Genomic DNA, 17989 nt, shown 5'->3' with positions numbered 1-17989 from the left:
CCGCCTGGCGCGCAACTGGGGCAGATGCGCCGCGGGAGGGCGGGCATCGCCAAAAAGGGAGGAATACCAATGAAACGACTGCTGCTTGGTGCAACGCTTCTGCCGCTTCTGGCCGGTGCGGCAAGTGCCGAAACCTATCAGGCGACCAACTGGATGGCGCCCGCCCATATCCTGAACGAATTTCCGTATCAGGAGTTCGCCAAAGATGTGGCCGCCGCCTCGGGTGGTGCCATGGAGATCGAGGTCTATTCCTCGGGAGCTCTGGTACCCGCGCCGACCACGATGCAGGGCCTGGCCGATGGCGTGGCGCAGATCGGGATTGTCTATCCGGGCTATACGCCTTCGGAACTGCCGCTGAACAACACGATCAACGATATGGGCTTCGTCGCCAAGGATGACCTTGCCGCCGCCTTCGCCTGGACCGAACTCGGCCTGACCAACAAGAAGGTGCAGGCTGAATGGTCGAAGAATGGCGGTATCTTCGCTGGCGGCTATTCGACGCCCTTCTACAACTTCATCTGCATGTCGGAAATCGTGACCCCGGCCGATGTGGCGGGCAAGAAGGTGCGCGTCGCGGGCACGGCACAGACGGAATGGATTCAATCGCTGGGCGGCGTGCCGGTCTCGGTGCCGATCGGCGATGTCTATTCGGGGCTGGAGCGCGGCTCTATTGACTGCACCATGTCGGACCCGACCAACCTCGACAAGGGCAACAAGTTCTGGGAGGTCGCCAAGACCGTGAACACCCTGCCGATGGGCGTGGTGGTCGGCGCGACCTATGTGATGAACAAGGATTTCTGGGTCGGGCTGGAACCGGCACAGCGCCGCATCATCCTTGATGCCATGGCCACCGGGCTGGCGCGGTCGCAGGTGGCCTACCACGTCGGCGTGCAGGCGGCGCTGGAAGGCTCGAAGGAGCGTGGGCTGAAAGTGACCGAACCGACCCAGGAAATGCGCGATACGCTCGCCGCCTTCCAGTCGCAGGTGGCAAGCAAGCTGCCCGCCAAGGCGATGGCCGAACGCGGTATCGACGATCCGACCGACGTGCTGAACGACTATACCGCGCTTGAGGCGAAATGGACGGGCCTTCTGGCCGATGTCGACCGCACCGACGCAGATGCGGTGGCCGCGATCCTGAAAGCCAATCTCTACGACAAGATCGACGAAAACAGCTTCGGTCTGGAATGACGCCTGACTGAACCTTCCCCGGCCCGCCACAGGGCCGGGGCAACAACCGACAGGACACCCCCCAAGATGAAATCAACGCTTCTTGCGGCAGCGGCGCTGCCCTTTCTTGTGCTGCCTGCTGCCGCCGACATGTATCAGGCGACCAACTGGATGGCGCCCTCGCATATCCTGAATGGCGTCGCCTATGGCCCCTTCGTGCAGGAAATCGCCAAGGCCACCAGTGACCGGGTGAATTTCGAGGTCTATTCCTCGGGTTCGCTGGTTCCGGCGCCGACCACGCTTCAGGCCATCGGCGATGGCGTGGCGCAGCTTGGCATTGTTGCCGCCTCCTACACCCCGTCGGAACTGCCGCTGTCGGGCGTGATCAATGACCTCGCCTTCCTTGCGAAGGACGATTATGCGGCGGCCTTCGCCCTGACCGAAATCGGCGTGCTGAACCCGCAGATGGTGGCGGAATACGGCAAGCACAATGCCGTGTTTCTGGGTGGCTATTCGACGCCGATCTACAATTTCTTCTGCATGAAGCCGATCAGCGATCCGGCCTCGGTCAAGGGGCTGAAGATCCGCACCGCGGGCACGGCGCAGAACGAATGGATTGCCTTCCTTGGCGCCACCCCGGTCGCGGTGCCGATGACCGATGTCTATACCGGGCTGGAGCGCGGCTCGCTGGACTGCACGCTGTCGGACCCGACGAATCTGGAATTCGGCTACAAATTCTGGGAAATCGTCAAATATGTGAACCGGCTGCCGCAGGGATCGTCGCTGGGCGCGACCTATGTGATGAACAAGGAGTTCTGGGCAGGGCTGTCACCGGAAGACCGCCGCGCCATCCTTGATCTGACCGGCATGGCGCTGGCCCGTGCGCAGGTCGCCTATCATCAGGGCGTCGATTCCGCGCTGAAAGGCTCGGCCGAACGCGGTATCGTGATCGAGGACGCCAATCCCGACATGGCTGCGAAGCTGAAAGAGTTCCAGGATGGCATGCTGGCGGGCCTTGCCAAGCGCACGATGGAGGCGCGCGGCATCGCCGACCCGACCCCGATCATCGACGAATATCTGGCACTGGTCGCGAAATGGTCGGGCCTGCTGGAAGGCGTGGACCGCAATGATACCGAGGCCATCGCCAAGCTGGTGAACGAACAGATCTACGCCAGGCTCGATGCTAACAGCTTTGGCCTGAACTGACACGACAGCCCCGCGCAGATGCCTGCGCGGGGTCTTTCTCCGGGCCGCAATGGCCAGTCCGAATCTTCTGGTGACCCCCATGACCACAGAACCTCAATCCACCGCCATCGTGACCGGCGCAGGCTCCGGCATTGGCCGGGCCATCGCCCATCGTCTTGCCGACGACGGCTATGCCGTCATCGTGGCCGACCGGGCCGCCGAAGGTGCGCAGGAAACCGTGCGCCAGTTGCAGGCGAAGGGCCATACCGCGCGGGCCGAGGTGCTGGACATCACCGATCCGGCCGCCACACAGGCGCTGATCGACGGTGCGGCCAACCTGAGGGTGCTGGTGAACAACGCGGGCATCTTCAACACCTGCGATTTCGACAGGCTGACGGCGGATGATTTCCGCAGGATGTACGAGGTCAATCTGGTCGCCATGTTCACGCTCTGCCAGCAGGCGGCGCGCGTGTTGCCCGAAGGCGGGCGGATCATCAACCTCGCCTCGCGTGCGGCGTTCGGGGCGCGGCACTATGCGCATTATGTGGCTTCCAAGGCCGGGGTGGCAGGGTTCACCAAGGCGCTGGCGCTGGAACTGGCGGAAAAGCAGATCACGGTGAATGCGGTCGCACCGGGCGTCATCGTCACCGACATGCTGCTGGAACGTTCCGAGGGGCTGGAGGGGTTGCGTGTGCAGCAACCCTCGGGGCGGCTTGGACAGCCCGAACATATTGCTCATGCGGTCGCCTTCTTCGCAGATCCGCGCGCCGAATATGTGACGGGGCAGGTGTTGATCGTTGACGGCGGCCGGTCCGTCGGCGGCACGGCAGCGTTCTGAGGAGGGATTCGAGATGACTTTGCAACCAAGCACCCTGAACGGCCGTACCGCCATCGTAACCGGCGCAGGGCAGGGCATCGGCCTTGCGATTGCCGAGGCGCTTCTGGCCGCAGGCGCGCATGTCGTGGCGGTGGACCGCGAACCCGACGGGATTACGGCGCTCGCCACCCGTCCCGGCGTGACCGCCGTGCAGGGGGATGTGACCGACGCGGACCTGCCCGACCAGCTTGATGCCGCGCTGGCGGCAGAGGGGCGGCAGCCGGACATCCTGATCAACAATGCAGGTGTCGCGCGCGGCGCGCATGCGCTGGAAACCAGCGATGCGGATTTCACCCGGTATTTCGATATCAACGTGCTGGGCCTGTTCCGCCTGTCGCGCTGGGCTGTGGGGCGGATGATGCGCAATGGCGGCGGCGCCATCGTCAACACCGCCTCGATCTTCGGACAGATCGGCGCGCAAAGCTCGTGTGGCTATTCCGCCTCGAAAGCGGCGGTGATCGGGCTGACGCGGCAGATGGCCAACGATTTCGGGCCGAACGGCATCCGCGTCAACGCGGTCGCCCCCGGTCTGATCGAAACGCCGCTGACCGCCGAACGTATCCGCACCGAGGCCTGGCGGCGGCATCAGATGATCGACGGCGCACCGCTGCGCCGCGTCGGCACGCCCGAAGACGTCGCCCGCGCCGTGCGCTTCCTCGCCTCTGACGAGGCGTCGTTCATCACCGGGCAGATCCTTGCCGTTGATGGCGGCTGGGCCATGGGCCGCTATCCGCGGGAAGAGGCGATCCATGCGTAAACCTGTGGTGCCTGATCTGCCGGAAAGCTGCGATCTGCTGATCGTCGGCTCCGGCGCGGCGGGCATGGCCGCCGCCATTTCCGCCCGTCACCATGGCCTGTCGTCGGTCATCATCGAGAAATCCGATGTGTTCGGCGGCTCCACCGCCGTTTCGGGGGGCGCGATCTGGGTGCCCGGCAACCCGCTGGCCGCCGCTGCCGGGATGACCGACAGCCGCGAGGCCGCGCGCACCTATATCAAAGGCGAGACAGGCAATCTGTTCAACGCCGAACTGGTCGATGCCTTTCTGGACAAGGGGCCGGAGGCCATCGGCTTTTTCCATGAAAAGACCGCGCTGAAGCTGGCGCACCGGGCGTATTCGCCGGATTACCATTCCGACGCCGAGGGAGCGACGGAAGGCGGCCGGTCGCTGGATGCCGATGATTATGATGGCCGCAAGCTGGGCGCCGATCTTTATCGCATGCGCCCGCCGATTGCCGATTTCACGATCTTGGGCGGTATGCCGCTGGGGCGGCCCGACATCTTTCACTTCCTGCGCATGGCGCGCTCGGTCAAATCCGCGACCTATGCCACGAAAACCGTGCTGCGGTATCTGCGCGACCGGGTGACCCATGGCCGCAATACCCGGCTGGTGATGGGGGCTGCGGTGTCGGGGCGGCTGGCGGAAACGGTATTCGCGCTGGGCATTCCGCTGTGCACCGGGCACGAGTTGATTGGTCTGGCCCGTGATGAGACAGGCCGTGTCACAGGGGCCGAGGTCAAGGGGCCGAAGGGCTTGCGCCGCATCGCGGCCAGGCACGGTGTGGTGCTGGCGGCGGGGGGGTATCCGCAGAACCCGGCGAAGCGGGCGGAAACCTTCGACCATGTGAAACGTGGTCTGCCGCATTATTCCATGTCGCCTGGCACCGGCACCGGCGGTGCGATTGCGGCGGCCGAAGCCATCGGTGCGGCCTTTGTTGACACCAATGCCAATGGCGGTTTCTGGACCCCGGTGTCGCTGCTGCGCAATACTGATGGCTCGGTCCGGCCCTTCCCGCATCTGTTTCTTGACCGTGCGAAACCGGGTGTCATTGCCGTGGGCCATGACGGGCAGCGTTTCGTGAACGAGGCCTCCAGCTACCACGATTTCGTGCAGGGGCTGATTGCGAAACTGCTGGCCGAGGGGCAGCGGTCGGCCTGGCTGGTGGCGGATCACCGGGCGGTGCGGCGCTATGGTCTGGGGGCGGCCCATGCCTTCCCGGCGCGGATCGGCAAGCATATCGCCAGCGGCTATCTGAAGCGCGATGCCACGCTGGATGGGCTGGCGCGGCAATGCGGTATAGACCCGGCAGCGCTGGAAACGACGGTGCGGGCCTTCAACGCCGGTGCCGTGAGGGGTGAGGATGCGGCCTTCGGCAAGGGGGCCACGAGCTATCAGCGCTATCTGGGCGATGCCGAGAACAAGCCGAACCCCTGCCTGCGCCCGCTGGAAGGGCCGTTCTATGCCATCGAGATCTTCCCCGGTGACATCGGCACCTCGATGGGGCTGGATGTGACGGCGGAAGGCCGGGTGAAAGACCGGCAGGGTCAGCCGATCCCCGGTCTGTTCGCCTGCGGTAACGACATCAACTCGATCATGTCGGGGGCTTATCCGGGGCCGGGCATCACGCTGGGCCCGGCGCTGGTGTTCGGCTATGTGATCGGGCAGGTTGCCGCCCAGTAAGGCAAAGGCGCCCCGCGAAGGGGCGCCGCAGCATCATTCGAACGGGCGGTCCAGACTGGCCGAGGGGGCACAGAACCAGCGCGGCCCCTCTTCGGTCATATAGGCAATGTCCTCCAGCCGGACACCGCATTCGCCATAGACGCAAAGCATCGGCTCGATGGAAAAGCACATGCCGGGGGCAAGCGGGGTGGTATCGCCTGCAACGATCCATGGCTCTTCATGCAGGTCCAGCCCGAGCCCGTGGCCGGTGCGGTGCGGCAGGCCCGGAACGGCATAGCCGGGGCCGAAACCATCGGCGACGAGCGAGCCCCGCGCGGCGGCATCGACATCGGCACAGGCCACACCGGGGCGGGCGGCGGCAAATCCCGCCATCTGTGCGCGATACTCGCAGTCCCAGAGATGGCGCTGCCGGTCGGTCGGCGTGCCGAAGACATAGCTGCGCGTGATATCGGAATGATAGCCGTGCAGGTTGCCGCCAAGGTCAACCAGCACCATGTCACCGTCCTTCAGGCTTTGCTCGTAGGGCACGCCGTGGGGATAGGCCGTCGCCTCGCCAAACTGCACGGCGACAAAGACATGGCGCAGACCCAGCGCCTGATGCGCCGCGGTCACGAAAGCAGCCACCTCGCCCGTGGTTATACCGGGGCGCAGGCCCGTATGAACTGCCTTCTGTACCGCATGGCTGGCATCCATCGCGGTTTGCAGGATGGCCAGTTCGGTGGCCGACTTGATCCGCCGTTGCGCCGCGATCAGCGGCCCGGCCGAAGTGACGGACAGGTTCGCCGCCATCAGCCGGTTGGCAAAGCCGAAACTCATTCCGGGGTCCAGCCCGATGCGACCGGAGACGCGGGCGGAGATCAGGGCGAACGGGTCTTCGTCCTCTTCCCAGACTGCAATTGCACCGGGAATGCGGATCATGGTTTCCAGCTTGGGCCGTTCAAAATTCGGCGTCACATAGGTCAGCGACCCATCTGCTCCCACAAGCGCGCCATGCAGCCGTTCCGAGGCATGAAGCGCCAGCCCGGTGTAATAGGTCAGCGACGATGTGGCATCGAGCCAGACCGCATCCAGCCCGCCCGCGCGCATGGCATGGCGCAGCGTATCAAGACGGCCCGAGAGTTCGGCGGAAGGAATGGCGGGCACATCGACCGGGCGGAACCCGGCCAGCAATGTATCATAGTCGGTCATCGGACTGTCCTTCGGGACCGGGCAATCGGGCCGCCCCCGAGGCGGGGGCGGCGGCATCTCATGCGGGCTGCGCCTGCCGGGCGGCCTTGCGGCGGGCGACGCGGGCGCGGATCGCCTCGACATCCGTCACCGGCGTCGCGGCGAACAGCGATTTGGTATAAGGATGCTTCGGGTCGGCAAACAGTTCTTCCCGCGAACCCTGTTCCACGGCCTCGCCCTTCGAGATCACCATGACCTCGTCGGCGATATAGCGGACCACCGACAGGTCATGGCTGACGAAAACGTAAGTCAGATCGAACTCGTCCTGCAAATCGGCCAGAAGGTTCAGCACCTGCGCCTGCACCGACAGATCCAGTGCTGACACGGGCTCGTCCAGCACCAGCAGCGAGGGGTTCAGCATCAGCGCCCGGGCAATGGCGATCCGCTGCCGCTGTCCGCCGGAAAACATATGCGGATAGCGGTTGAAGTGTTCGGGTTGCAGACCGACCTTCTTCAGCATCGCCTCAGCCCGTTCGCGCCGTTCCGAGGCAGGAACATCGGTGTTGATGACCAGCGGTTCCATCAGCACGTCGCCGATCTTCTGACGCGGGTTCAGGCTGCCATAAGGGTTCTGGAACACCATCTGCACCTTGGAGCGCATGGCGGGGCCGGGGCGCTGACGGCGGATGTCGACGGGCTGGCCGTCAATCCGCAACTCGCCGCCGGACGGCGCGTCGATCAGCGCGATCACGCGGGCCAGCGTCGATTTGCCCGATCCGCTTTCGCCCACGATGGCCAGCGTCTTGCCCTTCTGTACGGCAAAGTCGATGCCCTTCAGTGCCCGAACCACCTTGGCGCCGGAAAACATGCTGCCCGGAATGTGGTAGTCCTGAACGATGGCGCGGCCTTCAACGACGGGGGTTGCAGTCATCACACGCCCTCCTGCTGGAAGAAATCGGAAACGGTGGGCAGGCGGTCGCCGGTCGCATGTTCCGGCAGGGCGGCCAGAAGCGCGCGGGTATAGGGGTGCTGCGGCGCCTCGAACAGCGACAGCACATCCGCCTCTTCCATCTTCTTGCCCTTGTATTGCACCACCACACGGTCAGCGGTTTCGGCCACCACGCCCATGTCATGCGTGATGAGGATGAGCGCCATGCCGTAATCCTCCTGCAGCTTCATCAGCAGGTCGAGGATCTGTTTCTGGATCGTCACATCCAGCGCGGTGGTCGGTTCATCCGCAATCAGCAGACGCGGGTTCGAGGCGATGGCGATGGCGATCATCACACGCTGGCACTGCCCGCCCGACATCTGGTGCGGATAGGCGTTGATCTTCACCTCGGGCTCGGGGATGCCCACGGCGCGGAACAGGTCCAGCGCCTTGGCATGGGCGTCGCGTTTCGACAGGCCGAGGTTCAGGCGCAGCACCTCCTCGATCTGGAAGCCCACGGTAAACGAGGGGTTCAGCGATGCGATGGGTTCCTGGAAGATCATCGTGATCTCGCGCCCGATCAGGCGGCGGCGTTCGGCCCCGCTCATCTTCAGGATGTCGCGGCCGTCATAGGTCATTTCATCGGCGGTGATGGTGGCGGTGTCGGGCAGCAGCCCCATCACCGCCAGCATCGACACCGATTTACCGGAGCCGCTTTCGCCCACGATGGCCAGCACCTCGCCCCGGTCGACGCGGACGTCGATGCCGTCCACGGCGGTAAAGCTGCCGGTGGCGGTGGCGAATTTGACCGTCAGGTTACGGATGTTCAGAAGCGCCATGATGTCAGCTCCGCTTCAGCTTGGGGTCGAGCGCGTCGCGCAGACCGTCGCCCATCAGGTTGATCGCCAGCACCGAAATCAGGATGGCGAGGCCGGGGAAGGTGACAACCCACCAGGCGCGCAGGATGAACTCGCGCGCTTCGGCCAGCATGGTGCCCCATTCCGGCGCGGGCGGCTGCGCCCCCATGCCAAGGAAGCCCAGGGCGGCGGAATCGAGCACGGCGGACGAGAAGGACAGCGTGGCCTGCACGATCAGGGGGGCAAGGCAGTTCGGCAGGATGGTCTTGAACATCAGCCGGATATTGCCGGCCCCCGCCACGCGGGCGGCGGTGACATATTCGCGCTTCATCTCGGACATCACGGCGGCGCGGGTCAGGCGGGCGAAATGCGGCTGATAGACGATGGCAATGGCGATCATCGCATTGGTCAGCCCCGGCCCCAGCACGGCCACCAGCACAAGGGCAAGCAGCAGCGACGGGAAGGCAAGAATGACATCCATCACCCGCATGATGACGCTGTCCACCCAGCCGCCGAAGAACCCGGCCAGAAGGCCGATGACGATGCCGCCCACCAGCGCGATGGACACGACGACGATGCCGATGAACAGCGAATACTGCGCGCCGAAGATCAGGCGGGACAGGATGTCCCGGCCAACGGCATCGGTGCCCAGCAGGTAGCTGGCGCTGCCACCGTCCTGCCAGACCGGCGGGACCAGCAGCGCCTCACGGTGTTGCGTGGTCGGGTCATGCGGTGCCAGCACAGAGGCGAATACCGCGATCAGCACCAGCAGGATGAAGACGGCGAGGCCCACGACTGCGCCGCGGTTCTGGCTGAAGTAGAACCAGAACTCGGCGATCATCCGGCGGCGGATTGCGGCGTCCGAAAGCTTGACCGGGGCGTTGGTTTGGGACGTATCGGTCATTTGACGCGGATCCTCGGGTTGATGAGGCCATAGGTAAGATCGACCAGCAGGTTCACGACCATGACCAGCGCGGCAATCAGCAGGAGGCCGGATTGCACCACCGGATAGTCACGGCGCGAGATGGAATCGATCATCCACTTGCCGATGCCGGGCCAGGAAAAGATGGTCTCGGTCAGGATGGCGCCCGCCATCAGCACGCCGATTTGCAGGCCGATGGTGGTGATCACCGGGATCATGGCATTGCGCAGCGCATGCACGCCGATCACGCGGTAGGTGGGCATCCCCTTGGCGCGGGCGGTGCGCACATAATCCTCGCCCATCACCTCCAGCATGGCGGAGCGGGTCTGCCGGGCGATCACCGCCAGCGGGATCGTCGCCAGCACGACCGAGGGCAGGATCAGGTGGCTCAGCGCCGAGGTGAAGGCGCCCTTTTGCCCCGACATCAGGCTGTCAATCAGCATGAAGCCCGTCACATTGGGGAAGAAATACAGCAGGCTGATGCGGCCCGACACCGGGGTCCAGCCCAGAATACCGGAAAACAGGATGATCAGGAGCAGGCCCCACCAGAAGATCGGCATGGAAAAGCCCACCAGTGCGGCGGTCATGGAAATCTGGTCGAACCAGCTTCCCCGTTTGATGGCGGCCAGCACACCCACCGGCACACCGATCAGCGTGGCGATGATGATGGCGCACAGACCCAGCTCGACCGTTGCCGGGAACAGGGTCAGGAATTCGGTCAGCACCGGCTTCTTGGTGACCAGCGAATTGCCGAAATCACCTTGCAGCAGACGGCCGAGGAAGTCGAAATACTGCATCACCACGGGTTTGTCGTAACCCAGCTGCGCCGTCAGTTCGGCGTGCCGTTCAGGGCTGACGCCGCGTTCGCCCGCCATCAGCAGCACGGGGTCGCCGGGCAGGATGCGTACGAAGCTGAAGGCAATGACGGTGATCCCGAGGAAGGTCGGGACCAGATACAGAAGCTTTGAGAGGATGAACCGGACCATGCACCGTTTTCCTTGTAGAACGCGCGGGGAACCATGTCCCCGCGCGTCCGGTTTCCGTTAGATGCGGCCCGATTATTCGGCGATGTCCACGGTTTCGAAGGTGAAGTCGCCCAGCGGGCTCATCACGAAGCCCGAGACCTTGTTCGACATCGGCACATACTGGGTCGAGTGCGCGATGGTGAACCAGGGCGCCTGCTCCTTGAAGATGACCTGAGCCTCTTCATAAAGCTTGGTGCGCTCGGCCGGGTCGGCGGTAACCTTGGCGTCCTTCAGCAGTTTCGAGAAGTCCTCGTTGCACCAGAAGGCACGGTTCGCGCCGCCTTCACCGGCGGAATCGCAGGACAGCAGCACCGACAGGAAGTTGTCCGGGTCGCCGTTGTCGCCGGTCCAGCCCAGGATCACGGCGCCGTCGCGGCCGGGTTCCATCGACTTGGCCAGATACTCGCCCCATTCGTAGGACACGATCTCGGCCTTGACGCCGACCTTCGACAGGTCTTCCTGCATCAGCTCTGCCGTGCGGCGGGCGTTCGGCATGTAGGGACGCTGCACCGGCATCGCCCAGATCTTCATGGACAGGTCGGTGACACCGGCCTCGGCCAGCATGGCCTTGGCGGCTTCCGGATCGTAGGGATCGTCCTTGATCGAGTCGTTGTACGACCACATGGTCGGCGGGATCGGGTTCTTGGCGGGTTCGGCCGCGCCCTGGAACACCGCGTCAACAATGGCCTGCTTGTTGATGGCCATGTTCAGCGCCTTGCGGACCTTCGGATTGTCGAAGGGCGCCATGGTCGTGTTGTAGGCCAGATAACCCACGTTCAGACCGGCCTGTTCGTCCAGCTTCAGGTTCGGGTCGGCCTTGATCGCCTCGATATCGGCCGGGGCCGGATAAGGCATCAGGTGGCATTCACCGGCCTTCAGCTTTTGCAGACGCACTGCGGCGTCGGGGGTGATCGCAAAGACCAGATCGTCGATGATCGGCGCCTCGCCCCAGTAGTCGGGGTTCTTGACGTAGCGGATCACGGCATCTTTCTGATAGGCGACGAACTTGAACGGGCCGGTGCCGATCGGCAGGTTGTTCAGGTCTTCCTTGGTGCCCGCGGCGTCCAGCGTATCGGCATATTCCTTCGACACGATCGAGGCGAAGGGCATGGCGATATTGGCGAGGAACGGCGCTTCCGGCTGGTTCAGCGTGAACTTGACCGTGTAATCGTCGATCTTCTCGACCGACTTGATCAGGTTCGGCATGTCCATCGAAGTGTAGTATTCGTAGGTGATGCCCGAGATGTACTGGTGCCACGGATTGCTGGCATCGCCCTGACGCGCATACGAGAAAACCACGTCATCGGCGTTGAAGTCGCGCGACGGGGTGAACTTTTCGTTCGAGTGCCACTTCACGCCCTTGCGCAGGTGGAAGGTGTATTCGGTGCCGTCTTCCGACACATCCCAGCTTTCGGCGAGGCCGGGGATAACCTCGGTCGTGCCTTTCTTGAACTCGGTCAGGCGGTTGTAGACCGGGTGGGCCGAGGCGTCGAAGGTGCCGCCGGCGGTATAGGGCGCGGGGTCGAACCCTTCGGGCGACGCTTCCGAGCAATAGACGAAGGTCTTGGCTTCCGCCATGGCAGCGCTCATGGCCAGCGCCGAGGCAAATACGAGAAATCGCTTCACGTTTATACTCCCTTGAGGTTTGAAGTCGTCCGCCAGCTATTTGGCGGTTGCGTCGGGCGCGCCTTCCGGCGCGTCGAGTCGGGTTTCGTCCGGCACGGGGGATGATGAAATCTCGTGCGGGATATGGGCTGACGGCGTGGCGCCGTGCAGCATCTTGCCGGTCCACAGCAGACGCGCCATGCGGTCGCCGGGGTTGGACCAGGAATGCGGGTGCTGGCCAAGGTAATGGATGCTGTCGCCTGGGCGCAGCAGGAATTGCTGTCCGTCCACCACCTGAAGAATTTCGCCGTCCAGAACGAAGATCAGCTCTTCGCCCGCGTGCTGGATGGTTTCGGAGGCATAGCCTGCGGGCACGTTCAGGACGAAAGAGGTCAGTTCATGTCCCGGAAACTCGGCCCCGATCCGTTCATAGATGACCGAAGTGCCGGAAACCGCGAATTGCTGGCGCTCAGAGGCGCGGGTGACGCTGTCGGACTGGCGGGGGGTGGCGATGAAATGTTCGATTCCCACATCCAGCGCCGCCGCGATTTCCGCCAGCGTTCCCAGTGTCGGGGTCGCATTGTCGCGTTCGACCTGGCTGAGATAGCTCACCGATACACCACAGGCATTGCTCAACTCCTGCAAGGTCATCGACATCATCTGCCTGCGCTTGCGTATCCGTTGTCCCAGAGCGACGGGCGCGCCTGCGGGTTTCCTTGCCATTGTCATCCTTGATCGCAGAATCTTGCCCCAGAGGAAGTTCATCCGAATTGCTGCGACATTGCAACACGAATTTTTGTCTGGGAAAAAATTTAACTCCGATTCGGTCCTTTCCGTAAGGGCAGCTTTCCAAGGGTCTGTCAACCCTTGCGGGAATGGTTGCGGCTGAACAGGCACGGTGGCCTGCTGTTTCGGACTGGCTTTCACAGGGCGGTAGCTTGATACTCCCGCTGATCCGCAAGCGGCGGATCAGCGGGAAAGGGTGCGGATCATGCCGGATCATCTGTTCGGGCGGTCAACGAAAGGGGCCTTGCCCGTCGCCGTGCGGGGCGAGGGGTGCTATCTGATCGACGCGGCGGGCAAACGCTATTTCGACGGGTCGGGGGGCGCGGCTGTGTCCTGCCTTGGCCATTCCGATGCGGGGGTGCGGGCGGCACTGCATGACCAGCTGGATCGGCTCGCCTTCGCCCATACCGGCTTCTTCACCTCCGAACCGGCCGAGGCGCTGGCCGACCGGCTGATCGCCCATGCGCCGCCGGGGATCGACCGGGTCTATCTGGTCTCGGGCGGGTCGGAGGCGGTGGAGGCGGCGCTGAAACTCGCGCGACAGTATTTCATGGAAATCGGCCAGCCGCAGCGCCACCGCGTCATTGCGCGGCGGCAAAGCTACCATGGCAATACCCTGGGTGCGCTGGCGGCGGGGGGGAATGCCTGGCGGCGCGCGCAATTCGCGCCGCTGCTGGTGGAAACCAGCCATATCGCGCCCTGCTACGAATACCGCGACCGCGCGCCGGGTGAAACGGTCGAGGCCTATGGCCTGCGCGTCGCGGACGAGCTGGAGGCCGAAATCAACCGCCTTGGCCCCGAAACGGTGATGGCCTTCATCGCCGAGCCGGTGGTCGGCGCAACTGCCGGGGCGGTGCCTGCTGTGCCCGGCTATTTCCGCCGCATCCGCGAGATTTGCGATCAGCATGGCATCCTGCTGATCCTGGACGAGGTGATGTGCGGCATGGGCCGCACCGGCCACCTGTTCGCCTGTGAGGAAGATGGCGTGGCGCCCGACCTCATCACCATCGCCAAGGGGCTGGGGGCGGGTTATCAGCCCATCGGGGCGCTGCTGACCTCGGGCCGGATCTATGACGCCGTCGCGGCGGGCTCGGGCTTTTTCCAGCACGGGCACACCTATATGGGGCATCCGATGGTGGCGGCGGCGGCCAATGCGGTACTGGAGGCGATTGTCGCGCGCGGGCTGCTGGCGCGGGTGCGCGAACAGGGCGCCAGGCTGCAAGCCGCGCTGGAGGCAGAGCTGGGCCAGCACCCCCATATCGGCGACATCCGGGGGCGGGGGCTGTTCCGCGGCGTTGAACTGGTCGCGGATCGGGAGACGAAAGCCCCTTTCGACCCGGCGCTGAAGCTGCATGCCCGCGTCAAGGCGCTGGCCTTCGAGGCCGGGCTGATCTGCTATCCGATGGGGGGCACCATCGACGGCCAGCGCGGCGACCATATCCTTCTCGCGCCGCCCTTCATCATCGAGGATGCACAGATCGACGAATTGGTAAGCAAACTTTCCGGCGCGATCCGGGGCGCGCTGGCTGCATGAGCCTGCCGCGGATCATGGTGGCACCCACGGGCGCGCGGCTGGGCAAGGCGGATCATCCGGCGCTGCCGCTCACCATTCCCGAAATTGTGGCCTGCGCCGTGGACTGTCACGCCGCCGGGGCAGGGGCCATCCATGCCCATGTCCGCGATGCCCAAGGCGCGCATGTGCTGGACGCCGGGCTTTATGCCGAATTGCTCGCAGAACTGTCCCGCGCCGTGCCGGGCATGGCGGCGCAGATCACCACCGAGGCGGTGGGGCGCTATAGCGCCGCCGAACAGCGCGCGCTGGTTATGGCGCTGCGGCCAGCCATGGTTTCGGTCGCACTGCGCGAGATCAGCACGGAACCCGACGAGCGGCTGACCCGCGCCTTCTATCACGATTGCGCGGGCGCCGGGATCGCGGTGCAGCATATCCTTTATGACGCGGTCGATGTGGACCGGCTGGCCGCCCTGCAAGGCGCGGGTGTGGTGCCGGCGGGCGAAGTGCAAGTGTTGCACGTTCTGGGTCGTTATTCGGCGGGGCAGGTCTCGGCCCCCTCTGACCTGACGGAGCCACTGGTGCGGCAGCGGGCGGCGTGCTTGCAGGCCGACTGGGCGGTCTGTGCTTTCGGCCCGGCGGAAACCGCCTGTTTGGTGGCGGCCATCGCGCAGGGCGGCAAGGCGCGGATCGGGTTTGAGAACAACCTTTTGAATGCCGATGGCAGCCCGGCCCGCGACAATGCCGACCGGGTGCGCGAGTTGGTCGCGGCGCTTTAGGCGGCCAGCAGCGCGATCATCGCGTCGCGCAGTTCCGGCGTCGCGGCGGTGATGACGCGGCCATCGGATTCCAGAGTCAGCGCCTTGCCCTGCCAGTCGCAGATCAGCCCGCCTGCCGCCTCGACCAGCGCGATCAGCGGCAGATAGTCGTAGGGCTGCAAGCCGCAGTCCACCACAACGTCGATCTGCCCTGCCGCGACCAGCGCATGTGGGTAGCAATCATAGGCCATGCGGCGGGTATGGCCGACGCGGCACAGGCGGGCGAAGCGGGTGGGATCGGCGGCCTCGATCTTTTCTGCCTCGTTGATATAGACCATGGCCTGCGCCAGATCGCGGGTCTGCCGCACCGAGATGGGCGCACCATTCAGCGTGGCGCCAAGGCCCCGCGCACCGGCGAAGGTTTCGTTCAGCGCGGGCATCCGCACCACGCCGATCTGCGGCACGCCCGCCACCAGCCGCCCCAGCAGCATGCCGAACAGCGGATGGCCGGTGATGAAGGACCGCGTGCCGTCGATCGGGTCGATGATCCATGTCGCGTCGCTTTGGCCTTCGGTCACGCCATATTCCTCGCCGAAGATGCCGTCCTGCGGAAAGGCTTCGGCCAGCGCGTCGCGGATGAACCGTTCTGTCCCCCGGTCGGCGATGGTGACGGGGCTGTCATCTTCTTTCGCCACCAGTTCCAGGGGCTTGCGGAAATGCGCCATCGGAATGGCACTGGCGCGTTCGGCAATGGCGATGGCCTGTGCCAGCAGGGTCTGGGTCATGGTCACTTTCCTTCAGCAGGCATGTCGGCGGCGACGCAGATCGAGACGCCCCAGTCTGCGGCGGCGGCGGCGATGTCGCCGGGCGGGGCCGCATCGCAGACCAGCAGGTCGATCTCGGTCGGGTCGCCCAGCGAGACGGGGGCAATACGATGGAACTTGCGCATGTCGGCGGCGACGATGCAACGGGTCGCGCGCCGCATCATGGTGCGGGTCAGCCGCGCCTCTGACAGATCGGAGAACAGGAACCCTCGCTCCGGGCAGATGCCCGAGGTGGAGAGGATCGCCAGATCCAGCATGAAATATTCCAGAAACCCCAGCGCCTCGGGGCCGAAGGCGCCGCCATCATTGGCGCGCAGCTCTCCCCCGGCGAAGAACACCCGGTTGCCGTTGCGCGTGGCCAGCTTGTAGGCGACAGCCACCGAATTTGTCACGATGGTCAGCCCGCGATGGGCATGCAGCGCATCGGCGATGAAACTGGTGGTGGAGCCGACATCCAGAAACAGCGAGCTGCCGTCCGGCACCATGCCCGCCACTACGCCCGCGATGCGGCGCTTGGGTTCGGCCTGTTCCATCAGCCGGGTTTGCAGATCGGCCTCCACCGCATGTTCGACCAGCCGCGCGCCGCCATGCAGCTTTTCCACCAGCCCGCCCTTGGCCAGCCTGCGCAGGTTGCGGCGGATGGTTTCGTCCGACACGTCAAGCTCATGCGCAAGGCTTTGGACCCGAGCAGCACCGCCTGCCCGGCGCAGGGCATGCAGGATCTCGGCCTGACGGTGGTTCGAAGTGGGGTCAAGATCGCTCATTCCGGGCATCCGATGCGGGGCTCTGACGAAAGATTAGCCATCGAGCGCACATAAATCCACATGAATGGCAGAATGATGAGCGTATATGTTGAAATTATGTTGCCATGTGTTGAGTTGCTGTTACCGTTTCTTCAGCGCCTGATTCAGCGGGTGCCAATACAATCGAAAAACACAGGGAGTCCGAAATGAAAAAGACGTTCACGCCTGTCGCACTCGCATTGTCGGCCGCGCTCGCTGCGGGTGCGGCCTCGGCCGAGGTGGAAAGCAACGACCCGATCAAGATCACCACGCATGACTGGTCTGGCCAGATCATCAGCGCAACGCTGATGGGCGAGGTGCTGAAGAAGGCGGGTTACAATGTGGAATATGTGCAGGCCGACTATCTGGCGCAGTTCGCGGGGCTGAAGACCGGCGATCTGGATCTGGCGATGGAGATCTGGGCAACCACCGGGCAAGAGGCGCTGGACGAGGCCGTCGCCTCGGGTGGGGTGGTGAATTTCGGCGAGACCGGGATGAAGGCGAAAGAGGAATGGTGGTATCCGGCCTATATGGAGGAAACCTGCCCCGGTCTGCCCGACTGGAAGGCGCTGCGCGATTGCGCTGAGGCATTCTCGACCGCCGAGACAGCCCCGAAGGGGCGCTATCTGGGTGGCCCGGTGACCTGGGGCGGCTTCGACGAGGAACGGGTCGAGGCGCTGGACATGGATTTCGAGGTGGTCCACGCGGGAACTGACGCCGCGCTGTTTGCCGAACTGCAATCGGCCTATGAACGCAAGGCGCCCATCGTGCTCTGGCTCTATTCTCCGCATTGGGCGCCCGAGAAATACGAGGGTAAATACGTCGAATTTCCGCCCTATGAACCGGCCTGCTACACCGATCCCGCCTGGGGCGAGAACCCGGATGCCGCCTATGACTGCGGCAAGCCGACCGGCCCGATCTGGAAAGCTGGCTGGGCGGGGCTGGAGGGTAAGTGGCCGGGCGCGGCCAAGATCATCCGGGCGTTCCACGTTGAAAACCCGGAGATGGGTGAGATGATCTACAAGGTCGATGTAGATGGCGCCGAGATCCCGACAGTGGTGGCCGAATGGATGGGCGCCAATGAATCCGTCTGGCAAGGCTGGCTGAAGTAATGGCCCGTCGGGGGGCATCCGCCCC

Annotated in this window: 17 protein-coding genes; 8 read left to right on the top strand and 9 right to left on the bottom strand. The window is 64.5% G+C overall.

What is annotated here, in order from left to right:
- Nucleotides 1–69 precede the first annotated feature (69 nt).
- The 5 genes from IE126_RS14070 to IE126_RS14050 all read left to right on the top strand — a co-directional run bounded on the left by IE126_RS14070 (nucleotide 70) and on the right by IE126_RS14050 (nucleotide 5688).
- Nucleotides 70–1188 carry a C4-dicarboxylate TRAP transporter substrate-binding protein gene (locus IE126_RS14070; protein WP_054303930.1) on the top strand — a complete coding sequence of 373 codons (1119 nt, stop codon included), beginning with the start codon at nucleotides 70–72 and terminating at the stop codon, nucleotides 1186–1188.
- A gap of 66 nt (nucleotides 1189–1254) precedes the next feature.
- Entirely contained in the window at nucleotides 1255–2373 is a 1119-nt protein-coding gene (locus IE126_RS14065) for a C4-dicarboxylate TRAP transporter substrate-binding protein (RefSeq protein WP_054303929.1), read from the top strand.
- A gap of 79 nt (nucleotides 2374–2452) precedes the next feature.
- Nucleotides 2453–3190, top strand: coding sequence for an SDR family NAD(P)-dependent oxidoreductase (locus IE126_RS14060; RefSeq protein WP_189381377.1), 738 nt, complete (start codon nucleotides 2453–2455; stop codon nucleotides 3188–3190).
- A 13-nt stretch (nucleotides 3191–3203) separates the two neighbouring features.
- Nucleotides 3204–3986, top strand: a complete 783-nt coding sequence (locus tag IE126_RS14055; RefSeq protein ID WP_189381376.1) for an SDR family NAD(P)-dependent oxidoreductase — start codon at nucleotides 3204–3206, stop codon at nucleotides 3984–3986.
- Nucleotides 3979–5688 (top strand): FAD-dependent oxidoreductase, encoded by a 1710-nt coding sequence (locus IE126_RS14050; protein ID WP_189381375.1) that lies wholly within the window; start codon nucleotides 3979–3981, stop codon nucleotides 5686–5688. The genes IE126_RS14055 and IE126_RS14050 overlap by 8 nt, the downstream gene beginning before the upstream one ends.
- Nucleotides 5689–5721: 33 nt before the next feature.
- On the opposite strand, the gene IE126_RS14045 is transcribed toward IE126_RS14050, so the two are convergent.
- The 7 genes from IE126_RS14045 to IE126_RS14015 form a co-directional block, all read right to left on the bottom strand.
- Nucleotides 5722–6876 carry a M24 family metallopeptidase gene (locus IE126_RS14045; RefSeq protein WP_189381374.1) on the bottom strand — a complete coding sequence of 385 codons (1155 nt, stop codon included), beginning with the start codon at nucleotides 6874–6876 and terminating at the stop codon, nucleotides 5722–5724.
- Between the two features lie 58 nt (nucleotides 6877–6934).
- Nucleotides 6935–7786, bottom strand: coding sequence for an ATP-binding cassette domain-containing protein (locus tag IE126_RS14040; protein WP_054303926.1), 852 nt, complete (start codon nucleotides 7784–7786; stop codon nucleotides 6935–6937).
- A complete protein-coding gene (locus tag IE126_RS14035; RefSeq protein WP_189381373.1) occupies nucleotides 7786–8622 on the bottom strand; it encodes an ABC transporter ATP-binding protein in 837 nt (278 codons plus the stop codon). The genes IE126_RS14040 and IE126_RS14035 overlap by 1 nt, the downstream gene beginning before the upstream one ends.
- Before the next feature lie 4 nt (nucleotides 8623–8626).
- The gene (locus IE126_RS14030) at nucleotides 8627–9544 is read right to left on the bottom strand and encodes an ABC transporter permease subunit (RefSeq protein ID WP_189381372.1); all 918 of its coding nucleotides are present in this window, start codon (nucleotides 9542–9544) and stop codon (nucleotides 8627–8629) included.
- On the bottom strand, nucleotides 9541–10548 hold the full coding sequence (locus tag IE126_RS14025; RefSeq protein ID WP_054303923.1) for an ABC transporter permease subunit: 1008 nt from the start codon (nucleotides 10546–10548) through the stop codon (nucleotides 9541–9543). The genes IE126_RS14030 and IE126_RS14025 overlap by 4 nt, the downstream gene beginning before the upstream one ends.
- 72 nt (nucleotides 10549–10620) lie before the next feature.
- Nucleotides 10621–12165, bottom strand: coding sequence for an ABC transporter substrate-binding protein (locus IE126_RS14020; RefSeq protein ID WP_229825528.1), 1545 nt, complete (start codon nucleotides 12163–12165; stop codon nucleotides 10621–10623).
- 84 nt (nucleotides 12166–12249) lie between these two features.
- Nucleotides 12250–12915, bottom strand: coding sequence for a helix-turn-helix domain-containing protein (locus IE126_RS14015; RefSeq protein ID WP_054303922.1), 666 nt, complete (start codon nucleotides 12913–12915; stop codon nucleotides 12250–12252).
- Between the two features lie 268 nt (nucleotides 12916–13183).
- Between IE126_RS14015 and IE126_RS14010 the strand changes: the two genes are divergently transcribed.
- Both IE126_RS14010 and IE126_RS14005 read left to right on the top strand, forming a co-directional pair.
- Nucleotides 13184–14512: an aspartate aminotransferase family protein gene (locus IE126_RS14010; RefSeq protein ID WP_189381371.1), complete on the top strand. Its 1329-nt coding sequence runs from the start codon at nucleotides 13184–13186 to the stop codon at nucleotides 14510–14512.
- A complete protein-coding gene (locus IE126_RS14005) occupies nucleotides 14509–15267 on the top strand; it encodes a 3-keto-5-aminohexanoate cleavage protein (protein WP_229825518.1) in 759 nt (252 codons plus the stop codon). Before IE126_RS14010 ends, IE126_RS14005 begins: the two co-directional genes overlap by 4 nt.
- On the opposite strand, the gene IE126_RS14000 is transcribed toward IE126_RS14005, so the two are convergent.
- Both IE126_RS14000 and IE126_RS13995 read right to left on the bottom strand, forming a co-directional pair.
- Nucleotides 15264–16031 (bottom strand): inositol monophosphatase family protein, encoded by a 768-nt coding sequence (locus tag IE126_RS14000; RefSeq protein WP_189381370.1) that lies wholly within the window; start codon nucleotides 16029–16031, stop codon nucleotides 15264–15266. The genes IE126_RS14005 and IE126_RS14000 overlap by 4 nt on opposite strands.
- Nucleotides 16032–16033: 2 nt before the next feature.
- Entirely contained in the window at nucleotides 16034–16834 is an 801-nt protein-coding gene (locus IE126_RS13995) for a DeoR/GlpR family DNA-binding transcription regulator (protein WP_229825517.1), read from the bottom strand.
- Nucleotides 16835–17019: 185 nt separating this feature from the next.
- Here IE126_RS13995 and IE126_RS13990 point away from each other — a divergent pair, with 185 nt between their 5' ends.
- Complete coding sequence (locus IE126_RS13990; protein WP_189381368.1) at nucleotides 17020–17964, top strand: ABC transporter substrate-binding protein; 945 nt, start codon at nucleotides 17020–17022, stop codon at nucleotides 17962–17964.
- Nucleotides 17965–17989: the final 25 nt, after the last annotated feature.

Source organism: Gemmobacter nanjingensis (assembly GCF_014652195.1).
In the GTDB taxonomy this organism is placed as follows: Bacteria; Pseudomonadota; Alphaproteobacteria; order Rhodobacterales; family Rhodobacteraceae; genus Gemmobacter; species Gemmobacter caeni.
Note: the sequence above shows the minus strand (reverse complement) of the source record. Positions and strands in the feature narration are given on the sequence as shown.

Bases quoted from the DNA above. Each gene is read 5' to 3' on its own strand.
- IE126_RS14050 (WP_189381375.1), top strand. From the start codon at position 3,979: ATGCGTAAACCTGTGGTGCCTGATCTGCCGGAAAGCTGCGATCTGCTG.
- IE126_RS14055 (WP_189381376.1), top strand. From the start codon at position 3,204: ATGACTTTGCAACCAAGCACCCTGAACGGCCGTACCGCCATCGTAACC.
- IE126_RS14060 (WP_189381377.1), top strand. From the start codon at position 2,453: ATGACCACAGAACCTCAATCCACCGCCATCGTGACCGGCGCAGGCTCC.
- IE126_RS14035 (WP_189381373.1), bottom strand. From the start codon at position 8,622: ATGGCGCTTCTGAACATCCGTAACCTGACGGTCAAATTCGCCACCGCC.
- IE126_RS14025 (WP_054303923.1), bottom strand. From the start codon at position 10,548: ATGGTCCGGTTCATCCTCTCAAAGCTTCTGTATCTGGTCCCGACCTTC.
- IE126_RS14010 (WP_189381371.1), top strand. From the start codon at position 13,184: ATGCCGGATCATCTGTTCGGGCGGTCAACGAAAGGGGCCTTGCCCGTC.
- IE126_RS14015 (WP_054303922.1), bottom strand. From the start codon at position 12,915: ATGGCAAGGAAACCCGCAGGCGCGCCCGTCGCTCTGGGACAACGGATA.
- IE126_RS14020 (WP_229825528.1), bottom strand. From the start codon at position 12,165: ATGGCGGAAGCCAAGACCTTCGTCTATTGCTCGGAAGCGTCGCCCGAA.
- IE126_RS14070 (WP_054303930.1), top strand. From the start codon at position 70: ATGAAACGACTGCTGCTTGGTGCAACGCTTCTGCCGCTTCTGGCCGGT.
- IE126_RS14005 (WP_229825518.1), top strand. From the start codon at position 14,509: ATGAGCCTGCCGCGGATCATGGTGGCACCCACGGGCGCGCGGCTGGGC.
- IE126_RS13990 (WP_189381368.1), top strand. From the start codon at position 17,020: ATGAAAAAGACGTTCACGCCTGTCGCACTCGCATTGTCGGCCGCGCTC.
- IE126_RS14030 (WP_189381372.1), bottom strand. From the start codon at position 9,544: ATGACCGATACGTCCCAAACCAACGCCCCGGTCAAGCTTTCGGACGCC.
- IE126_RS13995 (WP_229825517.1), bottom strand. From the start codon at position 16,834: ATGAGCGATCTTGACCCCACTTCGAACCACCGTCAGGCCGAGATCCTG.
- IE126_RS14065 (WP_054303929.1), top strand. From the start codon at position 1,255: ATGAAATCAACGCTTCTTGCGGCAGCGGCGCTGCCCTTTCTTGTGCTG.
- IE126_RS14000 (WP_189381370.1), bottom strand. From the start codon at position 16,031: ATGACCCAGACCCTGCTGGCACAGGCCATCGCCATTGCCGAACGCGCC.
- IE126_RS14040 (WP_054303926.1), bottom strand. From the start codon at position 7,786: ATGACTGCAACCCCCGTCGTTGAAGGCCGCGCCATCGTTCAGGACTAC.
- IE126_RS14045 (WP_189381374.1), bottom strand. From the start codon at position 6,876: ATGACCGACTATGATACATTGCTGGCCGGGTTCCGCCCGGTCGATGTG.